General features: G+C 59.0%; 18 protein-coding genes. 10 read left to right on the forward strand and 8 right to left on the reverse strand.

The features are described from left to right. Positions 1-18: 18 nt before the first annotated feature. From HMPREF3174_RS06070 to HMPREF3174_RS06105, 9 genes are all read left to right on the forward strand, one after another. Positions 19-2,850 (forward strand): phage tail spike protein, encoded by a 2,832-nt coding sequence (locus HMPREF3174_RS06070; protein WP_070448225.1) that lies wholly within the window; start codon positions 19-21, stop codon positions 2,848-2,850. Positions 2,851-2,866: 16 nt separating this feature from the next. Then, on the forward strand, positions 2,867-3,289 hold the full coding sequence (locus tag HMPREF3174_RS06075; protein ID WP_070448226.1) for a DUF1617 family protein: 423 nt from the start codon (positions 2,867-2,869) through the stop codon (positions 3,287-3,289). Continuing rightward, a complete protein-coding gene (locus HMPREF3174_RS06080) occupies positions 3,286-3,507 on the forward strand; it encodes an acetyl-CoA carboxylase (protein ID WP_070448227.1) in 222 nt (73 codons plus the stop codon). The genes HMPREF3174_RS06075 and HMPREF3174_RS06080 overlap by 4 nt, the downstream gene beginning before the upstream one ends. Before the next feature lie 79 nt (positions 3,508-3,586). After that, positions 3,587-4,051, forward strand: coding sequence for a phage holin family protein (locus HMPREF3174_RS06085; RefSeq protein ID WP_070448228.1), 465 nt, complete (start codon positions 3,587-3,589; stop codon positions 4,049-4,051). Further along, positions 4,051-4,872, forward strand: a complete 822-nt coding sequence (locus tag HMPREF3174_RS06090; protein WP_070448229.1) for an N-acetylmuramoyl-L-alanine amidase — start codon at positions 4,051-4,053, stop codon at positions 4,870-4,872. The genes HMPREF3174_RS06085 and HMPREF3174_RS06090 overlap by 1 nt, the downstream gene beginning before the upstream one ends. Positions 4,873-5,074: 202 nt before the next feature. Further along, a complete protein-coding gene (locus HMPREF3174_RS09280) occupies positions 5,075-5,488 on the forward strand; it encodes an RNA polymerase subunit sigma-70 (protein ID WP_148132183.1) in 414 nt (137 codons plus the stop codon). Then, a complete protein-coding gene (locus tag HMPREF3174_RS06095) occupies positions 5,485-5,673 on the forward strand; it encodes a hypothetical protein (protein WP_006680346.1) in 189 nt (62 codons plus the stop codon). Before HMPREF3174_RS09280 ends, HMPREF3174_RS06095 begins: the two co-directional genes overlap by 4 nt. 82 nt (positions 5,674-5,755) lie before the next feature. Further along, entirely contained in the window at positions 5,756-6,994 is a 1,239-nt protein-coding gene (locus HMPREF3174_RS06100) for a recombinase family protein (RefSeq protein WP_070448230.1), read from the forward strand. After that, entirely contained in the window at positions 6,991-8,556 is a 1,566-nt protein-coding gene (locus HMPREF3174_RS06105) for a recombinase family protein (protein ID WP_070448231.1), read from the forward strand. Before HMPREF3174_RS06100 ends, HMPREF3174_RS06105 begins: the two co-directional genes overlap by 4 nt. A 254-nt stretch (positions 8,557-8,810) precedes the next feature. Here the strand turns inward: HMPREF3174_RS06105 and HMPREF3174_RS06110 are convergent, their stop codons facing one another. Genes HMPREF3174_RS06110 through HMPREF3174_RS06130 form a run of 5 tightly spaced genes read right to left on the reverse strand, consistent with a single transcriptional unit; the run spans position 8,811 to position 15,042 of the window. Next, positions 8,811-10,202: an ABC transporter ATP-binding protein gene (locus HMPREF3174_RS06110; RefSeq protein WP_070448232.1), complete on the reverse strand. Its 1,392-nt coding sequence runs from the start codon at positions 10,200-10,202 to the stop codon at positions 8,811-8,813. Continuing rightward, complete coding sequence (locus tag HMPREF3174_RS06115) at positions 10,199-10,885, reverse strand: energy-coupling factor transporter transmembrane component T family protein (protein ID WP_070448233.1); 687 nt, start codon at positions 10,883-10,885, stop codon at positions 10,199-10,201. The genes HMPREF3174_RS06110 and HMPREF3174_RS06115 overlap by 4 nt, the downstream gene beginning before the upstream one ends. After that, the gene (locus HMPREF3174_RS06120) at positions 10,878-11,474 is read right to left on the reverse strand and encodes an MptD family putative ECF transporter S component (protein ID WP_016444300.1); all 597 of its coding nucleotides are present in this window, start codon (positions 11,472-11,474) and stop codon (positions 10,878-10,880) included. Before HMPREF3174_RS06120 ends, HMPREF3174_RS06115 begins: the two co-directional genes overlap by 8 nt. Positions 11,475-11,509: 35 nt before the next feature. Then, a complete protein-coding gene (locus HMPREF3174_RS06125; protein ID WP_070448234.1) occupies positions 11,510-13,258 on the reverse strand; it encodes an ABC transporter ATP-binding protein in 1,749 nt (582 codons plus the stop codon). Beyond that, positions 13,255-15,042 carry an ABC transporter ATP-binding protein gene (locus HMPREF3174_RS06130; RefSeq protein WP_070448235.1) on the reverse strand — a complete coding sequence of 596 codons (1,788 nt, stop codon included), beginning with the start codon at positions 15,040-15,042 and terminating at the stop codon, positions 13,255-13,257. Before HMPREF3174_RS06130 ends, HMPREF3174_RS06125 begins: the two co-directional genes overlap by 4 nt. A gap of 89 nt (positions 15,043-15,131) precedes the next feature. Between HMPREF3174_RS06130 and HMPREF3174_RS06140 the strand changes: the two genes are divergently transcribed. After that, positions 15,132-16,357 (forward strand): IS3 family transposase gene (locus HMPREF3174_RS06140; RefSeq protein WP_101923944.1). Its coding sequence is split into 2 segments (ribosomal slippage): positions 15,132-15,411 and positions 15,411-16,357, totalling 1,227 coding nucleotides; the frame shifts between segments, so codons are not numbered across the junction. Between the two features lie 799 nt (positions 16,358-17,156). On the opposite strand, the gene HMPREF3174_RS06145 is transcribed toward HMPREF3174_RS06140, so the two are convergent. From HMPREF3174_RS06145 to HMPREF3174_RS06155, 3 genes are all read right to left on the reverse strand, one after another. Continuing rightward, complete coding sequence (locus tag HMPREF3174_RS06145) at positions 17,157-18,701, reverse strand: ATP-binding protein (protein WP_070448237.1); 1,545 nt, start codon at positions 18,699-18,701, stop codon at positions 17,157-17,159. A 207-nt stretch (positions 18,702-18,908) separates the two neighbouring features. Further along, positions 18,909-19,484 (reverse strand): LytR C-terminal domain-containing protein, encoded by a 576-nt coding sequence (locus HMPREF3174_RS06150; RefSeq protein WP_062613087.1) that lies wholly within the window; start codon positions 19,482-19,484, stop codon positions 18,909-18,911. Positions 19,485-19,783: 299 nt separating this feature from the next. Further along, on the reverse strand, positions 19,784-21,145 hold the full coding sequence (locus HMPREF3174_RS06155; protein ID WP_062613177.1) for a uracil-xanthine permease family protein: 1,362 nt from the start codon (positions 21,143-21,145) through the stop codon (positions 19,784-19,786). Positions 21,146-21,405 lie beyond the last annotated feature (260 nt).

Below are 21,405 nucleotides of genomic sequence, written 5' to 3' on the forward strand. Positions count from 1 at the left end.
GTCTTTGGAAGGCCTCTCATGATTACGGTTCACGACCGCACCGCCACCACATTCACCACCACCGGGCTAGGAGTCTTGGATCGGGAGATCATCAACCCGATCGTGACGGAAGAACTAGGTGGCGAATTCTCCTTGACCTTCACCTACCCAGCAGATGGACCTGCAGCCCAGCACCTCGTACTTGAGAACATTGTGGCAGCGCCCGTGCCAGGGCTGGAGCAACGTCAGGGTTTCCGGATTAGCGAGGTCGTCACCACGATCGAAGGTTTGCTGGAAGTAACGGCGTTTCATGTCTTCTATGATCTGGCGGCGAACCTCATCGCCGACACCTACGTGGTCAACAAAACCGCGAAAGGCGCACTCACTCAAATCCTTGGGGCGGCAAACACGAGCCACGGGTTTACTGCTACCTCATCGGATACGGTGACCAGGTCGTCGGCGCGGTTGGTGCGCATACCCATCGCCGCCGCTCTCATGGATGCGGGCGAGAACAACACGTTCGCTGCGCGTTGGGGCGGCGAACTGACCCGCGATAATTTCCATATCCATCACGCGCCCATGCGCGGAGCCAACCACGGGGTGGTCATCCGTGACCGCAAGAACCTCACCGGCTTCGAATCATCCATTGACTTTTCAACAGTGGTGACACGGATTCTCCCGGTCGGCTACAACGGCCTACTCTTGCCTGAACTCTATGTGGATAGCCCGAAATTGGGAGATTATGTGGTGCCGCGTATCCGAGTCATCCGCTACGGACAAGTCAAAGCCATCACCGACACGGACAATCCGCGCGAAGGCGAGCTTCCGCTCGACCAAGCCCACTCTGAGCTGCGCCGTCTAGCGGCGGTAGAATTCAGCGCAGGACATGTGGATGAGCCGTCTGGGTCGTACAAGATCCGCTTCGCTGACCTTTCACAAACCCGTGAATACGCTGATCTCGCACGGCTAGAGACCGTGGAGATTGGCGATACCGTGACCGTCCGCCACGCTGATCTTGGTATTGCGCTGACGGCACGGGTGGTGGCATACGAGTACAACCCGCTCACGCTCCAGTACATCTCGGTCGAACTTGGAACCGTAGCTCGGAAGTTCACGTCTGTCACCCGACAGGTCAAGACCGCCATCAGCACGGCGGTGGCTGCGTCGGATGCGGCCGGGTTCGCGTTGGCTAGTGCGGATGGGAAGAACACCAACCACTACGGCAGTGCCCAACCCGAGAAGGCGCAGCTGGGTGACACCTGGTTCAAAAGCAACGGCGAAACCACCGAAATCTGGATATACCGGCTCACCGACACCGGGCAGCCTGGCTGGGTGGCACTCGCTACTGACCTGAACCATGCCCAGATCAGCGCGGAACTCGACGCCGCCCGTGCAGAGGTCGACCACGCCCTCGCCGCTGCACAAGACGCACAAACCGCCGCCAATGCTGTCGCCACTCAGATGGCTTCGGCGCAGGTGGAGATCGACCAGGCCAAGGCTGCTGCCGCTGGTGCTACCCAGTTGGCGCAAGACGCCCACGACGTTGCGGTTACCTCGGATGGGCGGCTCACGGTTGCCGTTGTTGACCCGAGCGTAGCGGACGCGGCTGGCAGGCCAGAAGGCGCACTGTGGCAAGTGCGTGTAGACGGCGTGATCGCCCGCCAATACATCCTCACCAACAACCAATGGGAACAGACACCGGTGGGTGCTGCGATGATCGGGCCGAAAGCGATCAGCCAAGCACACATCGCAGACGCCGCCATCGGCACCGCACACATCGCTGATGCCGCGATCACCAACGCGAAAATCGCCAACCTGTCAGCGAGCAAGATCACCACCGGCTACCTGGCAGCGGCACGCATTCAGGCTGGATCCATCACCTCAGACAAGCTCACCATCGCTAACGGGTTTATTACGAATGCGATGATCAAGGATGCGGCGATCACGGATGCGAAGGTTGGCAGCCTATCCGCGAACAAGATTACGACTGGCACTTTGTCGGCTGCACGCATCGCAGCAGGCAGCATTACCTCGGATAAGCTCACAATCGCCAACGGATACATCACTAACGCGATGATTAAAGACGCTGCGGTCACATCGGCCAAAATTGCTTCGCTGGATGCTGGGAAGATCACCACCGGGACGTTGTCGGCGGCTCGGATTGGGGCGCGGTCGATTACGGCCGACAAGCTCGCCACCAACGCCATCCAAGTAGGCCTGGCAGGCTGGACGCAATCGATCCGAATCACGCCCACGCAGATCGCCTGGTATGACGGGACCACCCTGGAAGGCAAGATCACGAGCGCTGGGATGCAGTTTTGGTACGGCAGCCGCTATATCGGCGAGTTCGCGCGGCGTGCCCATAAGGACAAGCCGAATGTGCAAGGAATCGTCAACCAACTTGCTTACAAAGGCGACTACGTCGCCTGGACCTACCAGAAGGCAGACGGCGGCACCTACTACACGTGTTTGACGTTGGATCCGAAAGGATTGTTTTACGGCAAAGCAGGTATCCACCTAGGCTCCGATCTGCGTACTGGTGGTTACAAGTTCTACACGACCGGCTCACGCTACGTCACCTTGCAAGACTGCACGCTGACGGGCAAGGGAACCTATTCGGGCTGGGTGGGACAAAGCGGGCTGTCGAAGATCGTATTCCACACCTACGACCTGATGGTGGTCACTAACGGCTCGTATTACAACATGACCCGCCTGTTCGACCGCACCAAGGATTTGATGTCGCGGATGAACGCAATCCTGAGCTTACTCAATCAGGGGTGGATCACATCCATCTCCGGGTCTGGGTCGAACATCACGTGGCGGTACTTCTCCAACACTGGCCTGTCGGCCATGTCCACCAACCTCGCATAAGTAAAAGGAAACACTGATGAAGATCATGCTCGCCAACCAGCACCTCCAACCCATCGCCGACCTACTCACCAATATGCCGCTCAAGGCCGCTCAGTCCCGGGCTCGCTCGAAACTCCTCACGCTAGTGAAGGAGGCGATCGCGCGATTCGGGGAAGATGAATACGACCTCGTCACCCACTATGCGAGCCTCGATGAACATGGTCGCCCAGTGTTCGCCGACGACGGCACCTTCATGCTCGCCGACCCCGGCAAAGCGAGTGAATTCCTCGAAGCCCGTCAAGCCCTGCTCGCGTCGATCGCTGAAGTGTCGGGGCCAACCTACGACGGCCACGACAAGGACGTGAAAGCACTTCTTGATGGCTATGAGGGTGAACTGTCCGGCGAAGCGGCCGAGGCCTATGACGTCCTCTACGACGCCATCACCAAGGACAATCAATGAAGGCCGAGGAAGAAAAGGACACAGAACTGACCGATGTTTCAGATGATGAGTCAACGCCTAGCGAAGAAGTGCAGCTACCGATCGTCCCGGTCGAATCCGATGCCACGCCCTCACCACCAGCAGAGGCTATCGAAGCCCAAGAACTCCCAGCGCCCAAGGCGGCGTCCTTCGACTTGAGCCTGCCAATTCTCGAGGTCCTCACCGACCCGACCATGTAGCCCAGTACTACACCAATTTTTGATGCCTGCACCCCAGATGGGTGTGGGCAATTTTTTATGCCCACGAAAGGAAACACCCATGTCTCTAAACGCCATCTGGCACGCCATCCAAACCGGGATCGCCGGTATTGGTGCCTGGCTCGCCGCCTACCTCGGAGGCTTAGACGGTTTGGTTTACGCGTTGATTGTCTTCGCTATCGCCGACTACATCACCGGGGTGCTCGCCGCCATCAACGAACGCCGCCTCAGCTCATCGGTTGGTTTCCGAGGAATCAGCCGAAAGATCCTCATCTTCACCCTCGTCGGCCTGGCCCACCTCATCGACGTCCACATCCTCGGCGCACCCGGAGTCCTACGCGCGGCGGTCATTTTCTTCTACCTGTCCAACGAAGGCATCTCCCTGGTGGAGAACGCCACCCGCCTCGGCCTACCCGTCCCATCCCAAATGCGCGGCGCGCTCGATGCGATCGCCAACCGCGCCGACACCAGGCCCTCACTGACCGAAACAACCTCTGAACACCCAACAGATAAGGAGATTCACTGATGAAGAATTGGCTCGCGCTTGAGGCCGACATCGACCTCATCATGAACACACACTACACACCCGGCCGCAACGGTAGACGGATTGATAAGGTCATCATCCACCACAACGCAGGCAACCTCACCATCAGGGGCTGCTACGACGTGTGGCAAACCCGTCCAGCATCCGCCCACTACCAAGTAGAAACCAGTGGCCGCATCGGCCAACTCGTCTGGGACCGGGACACTGCCTGGCACGCGGGAAATTGGGTAGCCAACACCACCAGTATTGGCATCGAACACGCCGACGTGAGCTCCAGCCCGTGGGCTGTATCGGAGGCGTGCCTCGATAACGGTGCACACCTCGTCGCGGCCGTTTGCAAGTTCTACGGCCTTGGCCGACCCCAGTGGGGCAAGAACGTGTTCGGGCACAAGGACTTCTCTGCTACGGCCTGCCCGGCATCTCTTGCTGGGTCCCAGCACGCCGCATACATGGCCCGCGCCCAGTCTTGGTATGACCAGATGACCGGCAACACCCCAGCACCAGCACCAGCACCAGCCACACCGGACATCGATGCCCTCGCTGATGCAGTGATTCGCGGCGAGTACGGGAACGGTGATGAGCGCAAGCGCCGCCTCGGAGCCAACTACGCGGCTGTCCAGGCTCGCGTGAACGAGAAGCTTTCCGGCAACGCATCCGCCCCGAAGCCCGCCGGGCCCAACATCGACGCATTGGCTGACGCCGTGATCCGTGGCGAGTACGGCAATGGCGAGGAGCGTAAGCGTCGCCTCGGGAACCTTTACGGCGCGGTGCAGGCGCGAGTCAATGCCAAGCTCGGCTACTAACCACACGCGCCACTACGGCGAAACTTAGCCCCGCTTCTACCCGTCATGGGTGGTGGCGGGGCTTTTCATCATTCTTGAGGCTTTCTTACCCGTCCGGATTCGCAGGTGCCCGAGGGCGTATGGGTAGAAGGCCCACACGCGACCTCCGGCGAGGGGTTAACTCGACACTCATTCGTGGCCTTCTACTGAGAGGAGGCCAGTGATGGCGTTAGATGAGAGAGAAAAACAAGCAGCCAGGCGCATGCGCTTGGACGGGCTTGGGTATAAAGCGATCGCTGCACGTCTTACGGTCAGCCGCGACCAGATCCGCGCCTATGTCACCCGTACTGGTATCGAACCAACAGCGAAAGCTGACCCTGATGGGCGGTGGTGCCGCTGGTGCGGAATCAAACTGTCGCAACGCGCGGATGGGAAGAAACCATCGTTCTGCTGTAGTAAGCATCGGCGAGCGTTTTGGCACACCCACCCAGACGCAGGCATCCGCAAAACCTTCTATGAGTTCACATGCGCAAACTGTGGCATGCCTTTTCAGGCATATGGGAACGCGGGGCGTAAATACTGCAGCCATGCCTGCTACATCCGCCACCGGTTCGGCACCAAGGGTGGCAATCGATGACCAAGGGCGTGTTTGATGCCGAGGTTGATCTAGCCAGGGTTGTGGGGTTCATTGATCGGCTCACTGACACTGGTGCACTGACGGACAGTGAAGCCCGCGTGGTGTTGACCCGTGTGGCGGGGGAGTTTCCTGCTGTTGTTGGTGGGCTGATTTTGCGGGTTCGACTGGATAAAACGCGGGTTTAGAGCGTAGATGGATACAACCAGCTGAACCCCTTATTTATTAGGGGAAACGAGCAGTGTAAGGAGATTGAGATACGTGGGTGAGATGAGGGTGATCTCGGCGAGACCGGCACGGCCGCAGCGGTTGAGGGTAGCGGCCTACGCGCGGGTGTCCACTGAGCACGAAAGGCAATTGTCGTCGATCGCCGCCCAGGTATCGTACTACTCCCATCTGATTCAATCCACCCCTGGGTGGGACTATGTCGGGGTATTTATCGACGAAGGTATTACCGGCACCTCCACCAAGCATCGCGATGGATTCAAGCACCTCATGGACACCGCTAAGGCAGGCGGCATTGACGTTATTTTGACGAAGTCGATCTCTCGCCTTGCCCGCAACACTGTCGACCTGCTCGCTACGGTCCGTGAGCTCAAAGACCTTGGTGTGGCGGTGCGGTTCGAGCGTGAACAGATCGACACCCTCAGCGCTGACGGGGAACTGCTGTTAACCTTGCTGGCCTCGTTCGCCCAAGAAGAATCCCGTTCACTATCCCACAACGTCAAATGGGCAATCCGGAACCGGTACAAGAATGGTGGCACAAATTCTTTCGTCGTCTACGGCTATCACTGGGCAAACGGCGAGTTCACGATCATTGACGAAGAAGCCAAGATTGTGCGCTTACTGTTTGCCAATTATCTCGATGGGATCAGCCCGGAAAAGACAGCTGGCATGCTCAATGATCAAGGTGTGCGTTCGCGCGGAGGGGGATGGTTCTACGGGTCCGTGTTTCGTCGCATGCTCGAAAACGAGCGCTACAAGGGCTGCCAGATGCTGCAGAAAATGTACCGCCCCACGATCCAAGCACCCACATGTGTCCTCAACGACGGGGAGCTGCCGCGATACTGGGTCGAGCAAGCCCTACCACCAATCATTGACGAGGTGATGTTTGACGCGGTGCAAGCAGAAATCGCGCACAGGCGTGAGGTGGGTCCGGCGGCGACCCCGTCAAAGAACACGGGCGTGTTCACCGGGCGGATCTGCTGCGGCGCGTGCGGGAAGAACTATCAACGCAAAACCCGCACCTACAAGTCTGGAACCTCGTATAAGTTTTGGCGCTGCTGGAGTGCCTGCACCGGGAACGGCAACCCTTGCGGCGGGCACAACTTGCGCGAAACGCTCCTCGAACAAGCCTGCGCAGACATGCTCGGCACCCAGGGTTTCGATCCTGTCCATGTTGCTGAGCAGGTCGTGATGATTGAGGCCTTCGAGCATCAGCTCACCTTCCACCTCGCGGATGGAACCATGGCACCAGTGGGGTTAACCAGTGAGGGGAGGATGGCATGAGTCGCACCGTCACTGCTATACCCGCGACAAAGAAGCTTCGATCTGCCGCAGTCTCATCTGGTGTACCGGCACGCAGGTGGGTGGCGGCGTATGCGCGAGTTTCCACTGAGATGGAAGAGCAAACCTCCTCGTATGAGGCTCAGATTGACTACTACACCACTTACATTCGCTCACGTTCTGATTGGCAGTTCGCGGGCATGTATTCCGATGAGGGCATCTCTGGCACTTCCATGAAGCGCCGTGAGGGATTCCAAACCATGATCGATGACGCCCTGGCAGGCAAAATCGACCTAATCCTCACCAAGAGTGTGTCCCGGTTTGCTCGCAACACCGTCGACTCCTTGACCACCGTGCGCAAGCTCAAAGACGCAGGCGTGGAAGTCTACTTCGAAAAAGAAAACATCTGGACATTCGATTCCAAAGGTGAACTACTCATCACCATCATGTCGAGCTTGGCGCAAGAAGAATCCCGCTCAATTTCCGAGAACGTCACCTGGGGCCACCGTAAACGCTTCGCCGACGGGAAAATCATGGTTCCCTACGCTTCACTGTTGGGCTACAAGAAAGGCGAGGAGGGAAACCTCGCCATCGACGAAACCCAAGCCCCGATCGTGCGGCGCATTTACGCCCGCTTCCTAGAAGGCGCAACCCCTCAAACCATCGCTAAAGAACTCACCGCTGATCAGATTCTTACACCGCGTGGCAAACAAATCTGGTCGCCCTCGACTGTGCGATCGATCCTGACCAACGAGAAATACAAAGGCGACGCGCTGCTCCAAAAGAGCTTCACTACCGACTTCCTGACCAAAACCATGAAAGTCAACGAAGGCGAAGTACCCCAGTACTACGTCACCGGCAACCACGAACCCATCATCACCCCAGCCACCTGGGACGTGGTCCAAGCAGAACTCGCCAGCCGCGCAGGCAAAGGCACCTCTAATACCCACCCCTTTGCCAACAAGATCACCTGCAGCGAGTGTGGTGGCTCGTTCGGGAGGAAAGTGTGGCACTCCACTAGCAAATACCGCCGCTATATCTGGCGCTGCAACAACAAATACAAGAAAATTCATCGTTGCGCGACACCCCACGTCACCGAGGAGCAGATCAAAAACGCCTTCGTCGCTGCCCTGGCTGAGCGCGTCACCAACACTGACGTTCTCGATGACACCATGTGCCTGCTCGACGAAACCGTCTACGACACCCATGAGTTGGAAACTCAGCAGGCCACACTAGGGGAGCGGATCGAAGAAACGATCACGCTGATGAACCAACTCATCACCACCGCAGCAGCCACAGCCCACGACCCCGACGACTACGACCGCCGCTACCACCAGCTCGAAACCCGACACCGCCAACTCGAGACCGAGCACCAGCACATCACCGACAAGATCGACGACCTGCGCCACCGCCGAGCACAAGCCATCAAAGTCCATGTCTACCTCGCCACCCTGCCACCACTCGCATACAGCGACCAAGCATGGAACACCCTCGTCGACCACGCCATTATCAACGCTAATGGGGCCATCAGCGTCATCTTCAAAGACGAACAATCGGCCAGCTAACTCGCTCACAGCAATAAAAACCAGCAATTCCTACCCCCGTCTTTGGAAAACACCCCCTACCGAATGAATCTGCCCCCAAGCCAGTCTTGTATCAAAATGAGCGTCTAAGTATCCACTTAGACGTCGGATTTGATAAGTACCCTTTTGCGTTAGCGAGTATCGCTTAGGGGGGTCAAAGCGTTAGCGAGTGTATAGCGCGTTTGCCCTGACCTGCGGAAACGCTTTCCTCTCTTTTGGTTGAGCGGGCGTCTGCGTTAGCAGGCGTTGATTTGGTCGAGGCGGACGCTATGGTCGGCGACCTCGGTAACGAGTTCAGCGTCGTGGGTGATGACGATGACGACGGCACCGGTGTCAGCGAGTTTACGCATTACTCGGGAAATCGCGACCAGGTGCTTGTAGCCAACACCGGACGTGGGCTCGTCGAAGATGTAAACTTTCTTGTTCGCAGCCAGTGCTGTAGCAATAACCAGGCGTTGGCGTTGCCCGCCAGAGAGTGCTTGCGGATGGTCAGCCTCGTGGTCGGCAAGGTCGAGTTCTGCAAGGATCGCGTGGGCATCGATGTGTTGCTTTTCGGTTTTGGTCGTGCCGAGCGTGACTTCGTCGATGACGGTATCTGAGAACAACTGTCGGGTAGGGTCTTGCATCACAAGGTAGGCGTCACGGCTGGTGAATTTTTGTCCGCCGAGTGTGATGGATGCTTGTTTGGCTTTTTCTAGTCCGCAAACAATGCGTGCCAGTGTTGATTTGCCTGACCCGCACGGGCCGAGGAGTGCCGTGATTTTCCCTGCCGGGAAGAGCAGATGGCTGATGTTGAGAACCGTGTTTCCGTGGCGGTAGGCGAAGGTGAGATTGCTGATCTCAAGCCCATCTTCTGCCGGTTCCGGAAGTTGTGGCATGGGCACGGGCACTAGGGATCGCAGCCCAAGCTGTTTGCGCTCCTCATCCGAGGTAGCGTAGAACTCTTCGCCGGTTGCGGTGAGGGCGATGTTGCCTTTATCGAAGCAGTAGACACGGTCAGCGATCCCGGAAAGGAAACTTAGCCGGTGTTCAGCAATGATGATGGTGTGTCCATCGGCTTTGAGCCTGGCGATGAGTGTGGCGAGTTGGTCGATAACGTCAGCGGACAAGTTCGCGGTTGGCTCGTCAAAGACGATTAGCGACGTGTTGTTGCACATGGCGACGGCGCAGGCCACGCGTTGCATTTGTCCGCCTGATAGTTGTGTGACGCGGGATTCCAACAGGTCGGCGATACCTAACTCGGCTGCGACCTCGTCAATGCGGGCACAGATCTCCTGCGGGTCGCGGCCGAGGTTTTCTGGGCCGAAGGCGAGTTCTTGGCGCACGTGGGTGGTGTAGAACTGGGTGCGCGGGTTTTGAAATACTGTCGAACAGTGGTGGGCAAGCTCTGATAGATCTACTCGTGCCACGTCAATACCGTCAACCGTGACGGTTCCGGTGAGGTCGCCGTCGTGAAAGTGTGGGATCAGCCCGTTAAATAGCCGTAGTGCGGTGGTTTTTCCTGACCCTGACGCGCCACACAGCAAGGTGACGGTTCCGGGTGTGATGGTGATGGTTGCGTCGTTGATTGAGGGGTGGTCTGCTCCTCGATAGGTGAAGGTGACCCCAGTTGCTTGGGCTATTGTCATAGGACGATTCTCCATATCGCGAAGCCGATAACGACGAGCAGAATGACTGCGTCGATCACACGGAATTTCACGACCGTGACTGAGGTGGGCTTTGCGGTTCCGCCCAGTCCGCGCACGAGGGCGGCCGATGCCAGTTCGTCCCCGCTGCGTACCACGGTCGATAGCAGCGGGATTGTGAAGTATTGCGCCGCACGCAGTGAGAGCACGGACATGCCGCGTAGTTTGATGGCATCTGAGATCGCTTTAACCTCGTGGCCGATCACGGGCAGCACACGTAAGGCAACCGAGATTGGGATCGTGAAACAGGTCGGGATCCGTGAGCTGGCGAGTGCTTTTTGCAAGGTGGCGGGTCGGATTACGCCGATCGCGTAGGCTCCCATTCCTGCGCTGACGCTGAATCGCCACATCCACTGCAGAAACAGCACGAGGAACGCGCTGGCCGTTGACTTCCAGACCAGGGGTATCACATAAACGAGTGTGCTGAGGACCGCAAACGTGGCGAGGTAGACGGCCACCCAGCTGGGGCGCACGAGCGTGTTGGGGTTGATCGCAGCGCTCGTCAGCATCACGGCGGCGAATCCGCCCAGAGTACACACGAACCACGGCGAGTAGGCACTGTAGATCGTGGTGGAGACGATGACGAGCGCTGCGATAATGGTGCGCGGGTCGGGAAGTTTAGACAAGACCGGCCCGTTCAAAGTGTTTGCGCGCGACCCTGGTTCCCAACAGACCAGCAAGCCAGCCCACGATGAGCATCACGCCGAAGAAGCCCAGCAGAATCGGAATCGTGACGACCTGTGCCATCTTGGCGGCATACTCGGCACCCATTTGTTCGGCGATTTGCGACATATATGCGTCTTGGTTCATAAATAGCGGCATCCACGGTGACACGTAGATCGGCAGAATAAACAGTGCGTATGCCAGCGGAACGCGAACCTTAACGTTCTTCGGTCCCTTGGTGATGACTAGGTCGGCGAGCAGGCCGAATACAGCGGCCACCGCGATGCCTCCCACCCAGTGGCCGGTCACGAAAAAGAGGATTTCGATGATAATCAGCATGATTGTCAACGCCCCCATCTTCGGAGTGCGTGCTGTGAACAGCGCAAAGACGATGCCGTTAACGAGGATAGAAAGCAGGAAACCGGCATACATGGCGGCGGGGATGAACCCGAGCATTCCGAATGCAAACACGATGACGAACATCAAGGCGGTGAAGACGCCAATGTTGATGAAGTCGCGCGCGTTGAGGCGCGAGGACGTGGGTGTGGACATAGTTTTTCCTTTCATGTGCTTATACGTGCTGTGTTTTAGACGAGTTGCCATCCGGCTGCGTTGATGCGTTCTTGCCAGAAATCGCGGTATTGACCTGGCTGGTTGACCAGCTCGTCGTGGCACCCGCGCTGAGCGATACGCCCACCGTGGGAGAGCACAATGATTTGGTCAGCTTGTCGAATGGTTTCAAGTTTGTGGGCGATGACAATCAGTGTGGAGTGTTTGCGTAGCTCATTCATCGCCGCAACAATATTGGCTTCATTTTCCGCGTCCAACGCGCTAGTGGCCTCATCGAAAAGCACGATCGGGGCCTTCTTCACCAAAGCGCGGGCGATAGAGACGCGTTGCCGTTCCCCACCCGACAGTGCACGCCCGCCAGAACCCGCCAATGAATTCCAGCCGTCTGGGAGGCGGTTGACGATTTCCGTCACGCCCGACAGGTCAGCGGCCCACCTGATTTCTTCATCGGTGGCTTCTGGGTTGCCAAGGCGAATGTTGGCTTCGAGAGTGTCATTGAATAAGTAGACGTCTTGGAAGACAAGAGACACCTGGCGCATCAAATCTTCGGTGGTCTGCTCGCGCACGTCCACTCCGCCAACGCGCACGCTGCCGGACTGCACATCCCAGAAACGTGCAACCAACCGGGCGATCGTCGTCTTCCCGCACCCAGATGGACCAACCAGGGCACACATGCCGCCTTGCGGGACATGGAAGGAAATATCACAAAGAACCGGGGTGTCCGGATCGTAGCTGAAGGTGACGTCCTCGAAACGAACATCACCAGGGGCGTTTATCGGTGTGGAGGCATCGGGTTCGGACAGTTCGGGGGCGTCCATGACCTTGTCGACGTGGTTCATCTGCTGGCGGCGTTCTTCCAGCCCGGTCATGCAGCCACCGATGTCTTGGAGCATGGTGGTGAACCGCAGGCACATGCCGATTGTGACCACGGCGTTCAGCGCATTCATTTGCCCGCCGAGGGCGAGTTGGGCGGTGAGCCAGATCATCACCACAATGAGCGCTTGGACGAACATCCCATTAATCAGGTTCGCTAATGTTTCGATCCACAATGCTTTGCGGCTTTTGCGGTCAGCCTGTTTGAATGCCCGATCAAGGGCCGGGTAGTCGTCGGCGACGTGGCAGGAGCGCAGCGCGCCTTGGCAGGTGGCGAATTCGACCATGCGAGCCGCCAACTCTGATTCGGCTGGTTCGGAAATCTGCTTACCTTTATCAAGAAGCACGCGGGAGATATGGAGGAAGGCGAGCATGATCGGGAAGGCGATCGTCAAGGTCAGTCCCAGTCGCCAATCCCAGAACCAGGTTCCCACAGTCACTACGAGCACGGCCGAGAGTTTTTGGACGAGGGAGAAAATGAAATGCGCCGCCGACTCGCCCAAGTTCATCATTTCCTGGGTGACCATGCGCGACAGCCGTCCAGAGCTACCCGAATCGAACACTCCCAACGGTAGGCGGGCTACTTTGTTACCTACTGCCTGGTGTACGTCGTGAATGAATCCGAGCGCGCCGATATAGCCGGTGCGCATGCCATAAAACTCCGTGCCCACGCCCAGCATCGCGATCACCGCCAAGGCGATGAGCCAGCCCGAAAACGATAACCCCCACACCGGCATTCCGGTCGCTAGGGCACTTGCTGCGGGAAGCAGAGTCAGCAGGGCAAAGCCGTGACACAGTCCTGAGACCGCACCCCACGCTTGACCGACCGAGAGGTCTCGCCACGAGGCGGGTTCCATCAAACGCTTAAAGCGTGGCAGCAATAGTTGATTCATCGTGTCATCTCCTCGCATGCACCTTGGGCAAGAAGTGCCTGATAGTGCGCATTACCCAACAGCTCGTCGTGTTTACCGACCACAGCAATGCGCCCGCGTTCCATGACGACGATTTGGTCTGCCCCTCTGATCGAGGCCAGTCGGTGGGCGATCACAATCACGGTTCTGCCTTTGGCAAGAGTCGAGAGAGCTTGTTGGATTTTCGATTCCGATTCCGGGTCCGCCATCGCCGTCGCCTCGTCCAGCACCAACACTGGAGCATCAACCATGAGCGCCCGGGCGATCGCGATACGGGCTGCCTGCCCGCCCGAAACGTGGGTGTCCTCCCCCAACACGGTGTCGTAACCATCTGGCAGGCTCATGATGAACTCGTCGATCTGCGCTGCCCGCGCCGCCTGCCGCACCTGATCCAAGGTTGCGTCTGGCGCGCCAAGAGCGATGTTGTTGTGGATGGTGTCGCGAATAAGCTGTGCATCTTGCAGGACGAATGCGACCGTCGAATACAACACGTCCTGGGAAATGCTCTTTAGATCAACCCCGCCGATGGTGATCGTGCCAGCGTCCGGGTCATCAAAGCGGGCAATCAAACTCGCCAACGTCGACTTCCCCGCACCCGACGGGCCAACCAGCGCGGTCACCGTGCCTGCCGGAATGCTCAGGCTCACCTCGTCTAATGCCTGGATGTCATCATAGGCATACGACACACCCCGAATCTCAATATCATGACCCTTTGGTGTCTGTGGCGCATCGGGCTGACTCAACGCCGGTAGCTCCATGACGTTCACCAGCCTCACTGCCGCAGACCCTGCGAGCTGGTACGACCAGGCGATGGTTGCGACTGCCATCAACGCTCCCGGCAGCACCAAGGCGATCAACGTCGTCGTTATCACCTCGTAGATGCTCACCCAACCGGCGTTCATCATCAACGCGCCACCGCCAAGGTTCACGATCAACAACACCGGGATCGACACCCACGAAAATGAGGCGACCGACATCGACACCAGCGGCATACACCACGCCCGGTAGAACTTAGAAAACTCGTTAGCTGCATCTAAATAGGCTTTATGTGCTTGGCCGACCTTGCCGAACGCTTTCACCACTGAGATACCGGCAACGAACTCGGCCATCGTTGCCGAAACCTGAGCGAGCTTGGTGTCCATTTGTGCGGTCTTCTCATTCATCCCACGCATCGACATGCCATACATGCCCACATAAATCGGAATCGTCGCAATCGACAGCAACGCGAGTCGCCAATCCACCACAAACGCATACATCAACAAGGCGAGCGGGGATACGATCGCGTTCAGTTTCTCGATCGGCCCGTGCGCGATCACTGTGTGCACCGTGGCCGTATCATCCTGAATGGTCTTGCGGATCTTCCCCTCACCCTCGCGGGTAAACCACGACAGCCGAGCAGTCGACATTCGGGCGGCAATTTGCCGACGCAGCTGATTACGCAACGACAGGTCAATAAAATGCGTCACGCCCAATGCAACAAAATATAAGGTCAACCGGGTCATGTATGCGCTGACGAGGAGTATGACGATCCAGTTCACCCGCGCCGGGTCCACCTGGTCTTGCATAAGTTCTCTGCCAAGCTCCACCAGAGCCACATACGGGGCAATAGCCAACACACCAGAGAGAAAAGCCAAAACCTGCGCGATAAACAGTTTGCCTTTCACCGGCTGCGATAGCTGACGGATCGCGTTCTGGCCAGCGACAGATTTTTCCTTCGCCGACTCATACTCGCCTTCAACAACCTGATCCGTTACACTATCGTCCATACAAACACCATCCTTATTAGGTAAGGCTAACCTTATCAAATGAAGCGTCCTGGGTTTAGTTCCTACCTCAGCTAAGGAAGGATTGAACTATGCCTAGAAAGTATTCCGTCGAGTTCAAGGAAAAGGCGGTCCATCAGATCATCGAAATGGTCCGCCTGGAGTCCTGCTCACTGCAATGCGCCTACACAGAGGTCGGCGAGCTCCTTGGAGTATCTCACCACACGTTGCGGGCTTGGTACCGTGACAGCGCTTCAGTACGTGATGACTCAGACGCTTCAGGTGGCGAAACAATGGAAGAAGAGCTCAAGCGTCTGCGCCGCGAAAACCGCGAACTGAAACGAGCAAACGGGATTCTTAAGACTGCTTCGGCTTTTTTCGCAGCGGAACTCGACCGACCCACGACCAAATGATCTCCTACATCGACGCGTACAAAGATCAGTTTGGGGTCGAGGCCATCTGCCGAGTCCTCAAACAAGCAGATCGTGGATTCATCACCTCACGCGGCTACCGCAAAGCCACCACACGCGTTCCCAGCGCAAGGGCCTTAAGCGATAGCCTTCTCATCCCAGAGATACAGCGTGTGCATGCGCAGAATTTCTCGGTCTACGGCATCCGCAAAATGTGGCACGCGATGAACCGTGAAGGCTTTCATATCGGCCGCGACAAGACCGCCCGATTAATGAAGCTAGCAGGTGTTTCCGGCCGCAGACGTGGGCGAACGCCCGTGACAACGATTAGCCCGAAGACACCGGATCATCGCCCGGACCTAGTGCAGCGAAACTTTCGTGCACAAGCGCCAGGCAGGTTGTGGGTTGCCGATATTACATACGTTCGTACCCTGTCAGGATTCGCCTACACCGCGTTTGTCGTGGATGTCTTCAGCCGAAAAATTGTTGGTGTTGCTACACGCTCGACGATGCGCACCGATGCGCTGCCCATGGAGGCCTTGGAGCATGCATTAACGACTGCCGGACGAATCCATGGTAACCAGCTGATTCACCACAGCGATCGGGGCAGCCAGTACGTGTCGCTGAAGTATTCCACCGCCCTAGCGGAATCAGGAATACGCCCGAGTGTGGGAACAGTCGGCGATTCTTATGACAATGCACTAGCCGAAACAGTCAATGGTCTCTACAAGGCGGAACTGATTCATGCCCAAGGCCCGTGGACATCGGTCGGAGAAGTCGAACTGGCCACCTTGCGGTGGGTGCATTGGTGGAACACCAAGCGGCTTCACGAAGCATTGGACTACGCCACCCCACAAGAAGTAGAAACCGAGTACTATCTCACCCAGCCCATCAACACAGGGCCGTAAAAGAAGCGGAACTAAACCCAGGACGCTTCAAAATTTCTGGGAGGCGTGCCTAGCCGTGCACGTCAACCGATACGAGCATCACCCTTTCAAGGCCATGCTCACCTGTTCACCGGTGCGGAATACAAACCGGATCGTATCCTCGCCTACGATGACGTGATAGATTAGGGCGTTCCAATCTACATCTGTAAGAACGAAGGTTCTTGGGCTGGAAGTTTGCTGCGCCCGCGAAATGAGTCCATACCGATCAAGCACTTCAGGACTGTCCAACACGAACTTGAAGCAAGTCCGTCTACTGCTCAAGAGTACGAAACACTCACAGAGTTAATCCTCGAAACGCTCAATCAAGCCGGTATTGAAACGCTCCGTGTCCTCCAACCACTAGCTGAAAGCGACGACACCCCCTAACCAGATACCCGCTAACACAAGCCCACCCGCAGACCCCCTTGGCTTCAAACGGACGCCACCCCCAGTGGGCGTTACAGCGATGACCGCCGGATCGCCGAACCTCCAGCAGCCCAGCGAACCGCTCCGAAAACAACAAAACCCCTGCCCAACAGGGGTTCAAAGGCTCAAGCGGCTTTTATCATTTTCGACGTCTTTTTCTCTCAGTTTCGTTCGCGGCACTTGTGCCCGCACCGCAGATCCCCATTCACGACATCGTTGCGCGGGCGCGAAACTTCGAACTCTGGAGCACCACTTTTCGCACTCTGGCACTTGCGCTGTCATACTCTGGATTTACACTGTAGAAACGGAGTTACACTGTGCCGCCCAATGCGGCGGCGCACTCGAATTCATCCTCTCACTCAGAGACAATGTGATACTTCGTATCACGGTTACCCCAACCGCCATACTGGCCCACGCTGCCGGCCTCCTTGAGCTTGTTGAGCGCGTATCGCAAACGCCCGGTATTCAACCCGGTGCGAGCGCGTAGCTCCTGGAACGAGAGCGGCCCACTGGCGGCGAGAGCTTCGAGCACGGCTTCCCCGTTTTTCGTCACGAAAGCGGTCAGCACGGGAACGGAAACGGGCCTTTCCGGACGATCCTGCTCCGCTTCCACATCCAAGATCGTCGGCGCGGGCATCGTCGTCGGCAGCTCGGCATATGCGACGGGGGTGCCGTAGAGAATGGCGGTGAAACGCACGCCGTTATCGGCGAAAGTGGCGGCCGGGAGGCCGGCCAAACCGAGCTGACGGTACACCTCGGACACGCCTCCACCCTCACCTTCGATCACGCTCGCACCGGAATCGGTTCGGAGGCGCTTTGCCATGTCGTACAGGCGGGGGTTCACGGCGTTCTTGGCGAGCGATGCGCTCGCGAGCTGCTCCTTCGAGATGCCTCGCAACCCGCCAGGATTGGTGACGATCAGGCGATCGCCCACGATGCGCACCTCCACCCACTGGCCTTCCGAGTTCGGGGAAAGATCGCGGTGGACCAGCGCGTTCGCGATGATCTCGCGAACTGCGACGAGCGGGAAGAGCGGCTCTTCGACCATGTTGCCGTCGTCGAGGTAACGGTTGTGGCGCGGCGCATTTTCCTCCACCCATCGCAGGGCAGAATTGAGGAGGTCGGGAAGTGGGCCGTCGAAGTCCTGCCGGCTGCGCGTGCGGACGCTGCCCGAGCGGTCGCGCGGCAGTTGCACCGCGGCTGTCACCCGAAGCTGCGGGGCCTTTGCCTGCGGGTAGCGTCCGAGCGAGTACAGGCCGGCGAGCGTAACTTCGCCGCCCGGAGCGAGCACGTTTGTCAGTTCCAGGAGTTCGGCGTCGTCCGTTACCTGGGCGAGGCGCCTGCTCGTCTTGCGAGCATTTGCGCAGAAATCAGCCGCCGCGTTCGGATCGAGATCGTCGATCGACGTGCTGGACACAGCGGCAGAATCGAAGCGGTAGAGCTCGGACTGCCCCAGCTTTTGGATCTCGATAAGTGCACGGTCGGCGTCGTTCATCACGTAGTCGCCGTCCGACTGGCGCAGGTAGGCGCGGCCGCGATGCAAGGCGGGGCGCTGCGACAGCGGCAACGGAGTCACCTCGACAACGAGGACCTCCCTCCCCTCCCAGGTCAGAACCGTCGGCAAAAGCTGCGGGGCCGGGGTGACGGACGAGCGGGTTTGATCCACGACTCGCGCCGCCAGCTCGTGTGCGTTATCCACGCCGACGACGGCGAAGTTGTCGCGCTCGTCAACACCGAGGATGACCGCGCCGCCACCCGGCATGTTCGCGAATGCGCACATGGTTTCAGGCAGGTTGCACGGGAGCTTCGAGGCGCGCTTGACCTCGACATCAGTCGCATCGCGCTTGATCTGACGAAACTCTTCAAGAGTGCGAAGGAGCCGCTCTGTCGTCCATTTCATACTCTACAGTATGAATAGTTTCACTCTAGAGCGCAACTGTTGCGCAGGCGAATATCACTCTGGCGGCGCGGAGTCGCACTCTGGAAGCAGCGTTACACTCTGCCGCCGACACCCTACTCACAACACCTTTCCGACATCCGCGCTAGCAATTTGCCGTCGCCAAAGTCAGAAAAGCATCGCAGGTGCAGCGGACGCCGCGGAACCGCGCTACTCCTGGAAGGTCTCCACCGGAACACAGTCCTCCACCGGCTCCATCGCGGCGACCAGCTGTTCCTCGGTGGGGGCGGCCACCAGGTCGGTGTAACCCTCGCCGAGCACCACGTCCACGATCTGGCTGGTGATGTTCGGGTCGATGTGCACGAGGGCGTCGGGGAAGTAGGCGCGCAGCGTGTAGGCGCTGGTCACGCCGTCCGGGCTGGCGTAGAGCCGCACGGGTTCGGTGAATTCCTCGCCACCCCAGTTCGCGGTCTCGGACACGACCACCCCGGCCGCAGACAGCGACGTCGCCACCGTTCCCGCCAGACCCGTGCGGGTGGTGGCGTTGTAGACGCTGACGGTGATGGTGGTGGGATCGACGTGCTGCGCGCCGTCAATCGGGCACACCACGGAGTTCGTGTCCGGTGCCTTGGAAAACTCCCTGTCGAAGGGTATGGGCAGCAGTCCCGACCACGTGAGCGTCCCCAGCACGAGCAACACCGCCATGACGGCGATGATCGAACCGAAGATGACGGTCTGGCGTTGCTGCGTGCGCTTGCGGTACTCGGCGCGGGCGTTGAAACTCACCCGTCCAATCTAGCGGATTTACGCCGGGTTGCGCAGGAATCTTGCGGTACTGGGGGATGACGTTCACGACGCCGACGACGCCCCCCTGCCCGCCGCACGCGGAGGTGGGCAGGGTGCTGGCAACTTGGCGGGCGCCGGCGGGCCGGCCGGCGCCCGCCCCGCATTCCCCGGTGTCCGATTAAAAAAACTTGGACGATTTCGGGGTCATAGGCCCATATAGCGAAGATGACCCCGAAATCGTCCAGTAAATTGAAATCAGCCAGCGCCAACATTAACAGGAGCCAGCGCCGCGCCCGCTCCTAGTGCTCCCGCGTCAGGGCACCCGGCTCGAGCTCCGCACCGGCAGGCGCGGAGGCCGGGGTGGCGGGCTCGATCGTCGTGCCACGCCAACGCGACAGGGCCCGCATCGCGTGGTAGATGATGATCGCGGCGAACGAGCCGAGCGCGATACCCTCGAAGGTCATCTCACCCCAGTGCCAGGTGTAGTTCGCGATCGCGATCACCATGGCCACGGCGGCCGTGTTGAGGTTAACGGGGTCGGAGAAGTCCACGCGATTCTGCACCCAGATGCGCACGCCCAGCATGCCGATCATGCCGTACAACACGGTGGCCGCGCCGCCGAGCACCCCCGGCGGGATGGTGGCGATCAGCTGGCCGAACTTCGGCAGCATTGACAGCCCGAGCGCAATAAACGCCGCGATCACGTAGGCCACGGTTGAGTACACGCGGGTCGCGGCCATCACGCCGATGTTCTCCGCGTACGTCGTGGTACCGGAACCGCCGCCCGAGCCGGCGAGCATGGTTGAGACACCGTCGGCGAAAAGCGCGCGGCCGGTCACGTCGTCAAGGTCCTGGCCGGTCATCGCGGACACGGACTTCACGTGCCCCACGTTCTCCGCGATGAGCACAAGCACCACGGGCACGAACAGGCCAAGCAGCGTCACGTCGAAGTCGGGGGCGCGGAACTGCGGCACGCCCACCCAGCCGGCGGACGAGATCGCATCGAAGCTAACCTCGCCGCGCACCACCGCCGTGATGTAACCAACCACCACGCCGATCAGGATCGACAGGCGCCCGATGATTCCCTTAAACAGCACCGTGACCAGCAGGATCGTCACAATCGTCACCACCGCGGTGACCGGCGCCTGCTGCACATTCCCCCACGCCGCCGGCGCCAGGTTAAACCCGATAAGCGACACGATCGCGCCCGTCACGATCGGCGGCATGAGCTTGTCAATCCACCGCGCGCCCGCAAAGTGCACAACGACGCCGACCAGCGCCAGCGCCGCACCCGCCGCGATCACCCCGCCCTGGGCGAGCGACGCCTTCGCCGCGTCGACCGAACCGCCCCCGCCGGCAACGTAGCCGGTCACCGCACCGATCGGCGCAATCAGCGCGAACGACGACCCGAGGTAGGACGGCAACCTCCCCGCCGTCATCAGCAGGAACAAGATCGTGCCCACGCCCGTGAAGAACAGGGTGGTTGCCGGGTCGAACCCCGTGAGCAGGGGCACTAAAAAGGTGGCCCCAAACATGGCCACCACGTGTTGCGCGCCGATGCCGAACGTAATCGGCCACGACAGTCTTTCGTTCGGAAGAACAACCTCCCCCGGCGCGATAGAATGCCCATCGCCATGGAGCTTCCAAGTAAAACCAGCCATACGAGCCTCCAGTGAGTAGACGTCAAGGTGCACGCGAACCCCGTTCACGACCCTGCACGATCGTACTCACCACCACCCCGCACGCGAAATCGTCTCACCATCCGACAAGACGCCCGCCCAAACCTCGGACTCGCGGCCCGGCTTCGCCTGCGCTGGCGGTCGCGCCCGCTTCACGGCGACGCCGCCTGGCTCCCCCCCATCCGCGATGGCACTCTAACAGGTGCGCTAGTGCTGTGCCGTCGCCGATGTCAGAAAAGCGT

This window comes from Trueperella sp. HMSC08H06, from assembly GCF_001808465.1.
Taxonomy (GTDB): Bacteria; Actinomycetota; Actinomycetes; order Actinomycetales; family Actinomycetaceae; genus Trueperella; species Trueperella bernardiae.

What these genes read in the sequence shown, in the direction of transcription:
- HMPREF3174_RS09280 (WP_148132183.1), top strand. Translation starts at nt 5,075, where the DNA reads ATGGCGTTAGATGAGAGAGAAAAACAAGCAGCCAGGCGCATGCGCTTG.
- HMPREF3174_RS06105 (WP_070448231.1), top strand. Translation starts at nt 6,991, where the DNA reads ATGAGTCGCACCGTCACTGCTATACCCGCGACAAAGAAGCTTCGATCT.
- HMPREF3174_RS06155 (WP_062613177.1), bottom strand. Translation starts at nt 21,145, where the DNA reads ATGGCTGGTTTTACTTGGAAGCTCCATGGCGATGGGCATTCTATCGCG.
- HMPREF3174_RS06145 (WP_070448237.1), bottom strand. Translation starts at nt 18,701, where the DNA reads ATGAAATGGACGACAGAGCGGCTCCTTCGCACTCTTGAAGAGTTTCGT.
- HMPREF3174_RS06100 (WP_070448230.1), top strand. Translation starts at nt 5,756, where the DNA reads ATGAGGGTGATCTCGGCGAGACCGGCACGGCCGCAGCGGTTGAGGGTA.
- HMPREF3174_RS06110 (WP_070448232.1), bottom strand. Translation starts at nt 10,202, where the DNA reads ATGACAATAGCCCAAGCAACTGGGGTCACCTTCACCTATCGAGGAGCA.
- HMPREF3174_RS06070 (WP_070448225.1), top strand. Translation starts at nt 19, where the DNA reads ATGATTACGGTTCACGACCGCACCGCCACCACATTCACCACCACCGGG.
- HMPREF3174_RS06085 (WP_070448228.1), top strand. Translation starts at nt 3,587, where the DNA reads ATGTCTCTAAACGCCATCTGGCACGCCATCCAAACCGGGATCGCCGGT.
- HMPREF3174_RS06095 (WP_006680346.1), top strand. Translation starts at nt 5,485, where the DNA reads ATGACCAAGGGCGTGTTTGATGCCGAGGTTGATCTAGCCAGGGTTGTG.
- HMPREF3174_RS06090 (WP_070448229.1), top strand. Translation starts at nt 4,051, where the DNA reads ATGAAGAATTGGCTCGCGCTTGAGGCCGACATCGACCTCATCATGAAC.
- HMPREF3174_RS06130 (WP_070448235.1), bottom strand. Translation starts at nt 15,042, where the DNA reads ATGGACGATAGTGTAACGGATCAGGTTGTTGAAGGCGAGTATGAGTCG.
- HMPREF3174_RS06075 (WP_070448226.1), top strand. Translation starts at nt 2,867, where the DNA reads ATGAAGATCATGCTCGCCAACCAGCACCTCCAACCCATCGCCGACCTA.
- HMPREF3174_RS06080 (WP_070448227.1), top strand. Translation starts at nt 3,286, where the DNA reads ATGAAGGCCGAGGAAGAAAAGGACACAGAACTGACCGATGTTTCAGAT.
- HMPREF3174_RS06120 (WP_016444300.1), bottom strand. Translation starts at nt 11,474, where the DNA reads ATGTCCACACCCACGTCCTCGCGCCTCAACGCGCGCGACTTCATCAAC.
- HMPREF3174_RS06125 (WP_070448234.1), bottom strand. Translation starts at nt 13,258, where the DNA reads ATGAATCAACTATTGCTGCCACGCTTTAAGCGTTTGATGGAACCCGCC.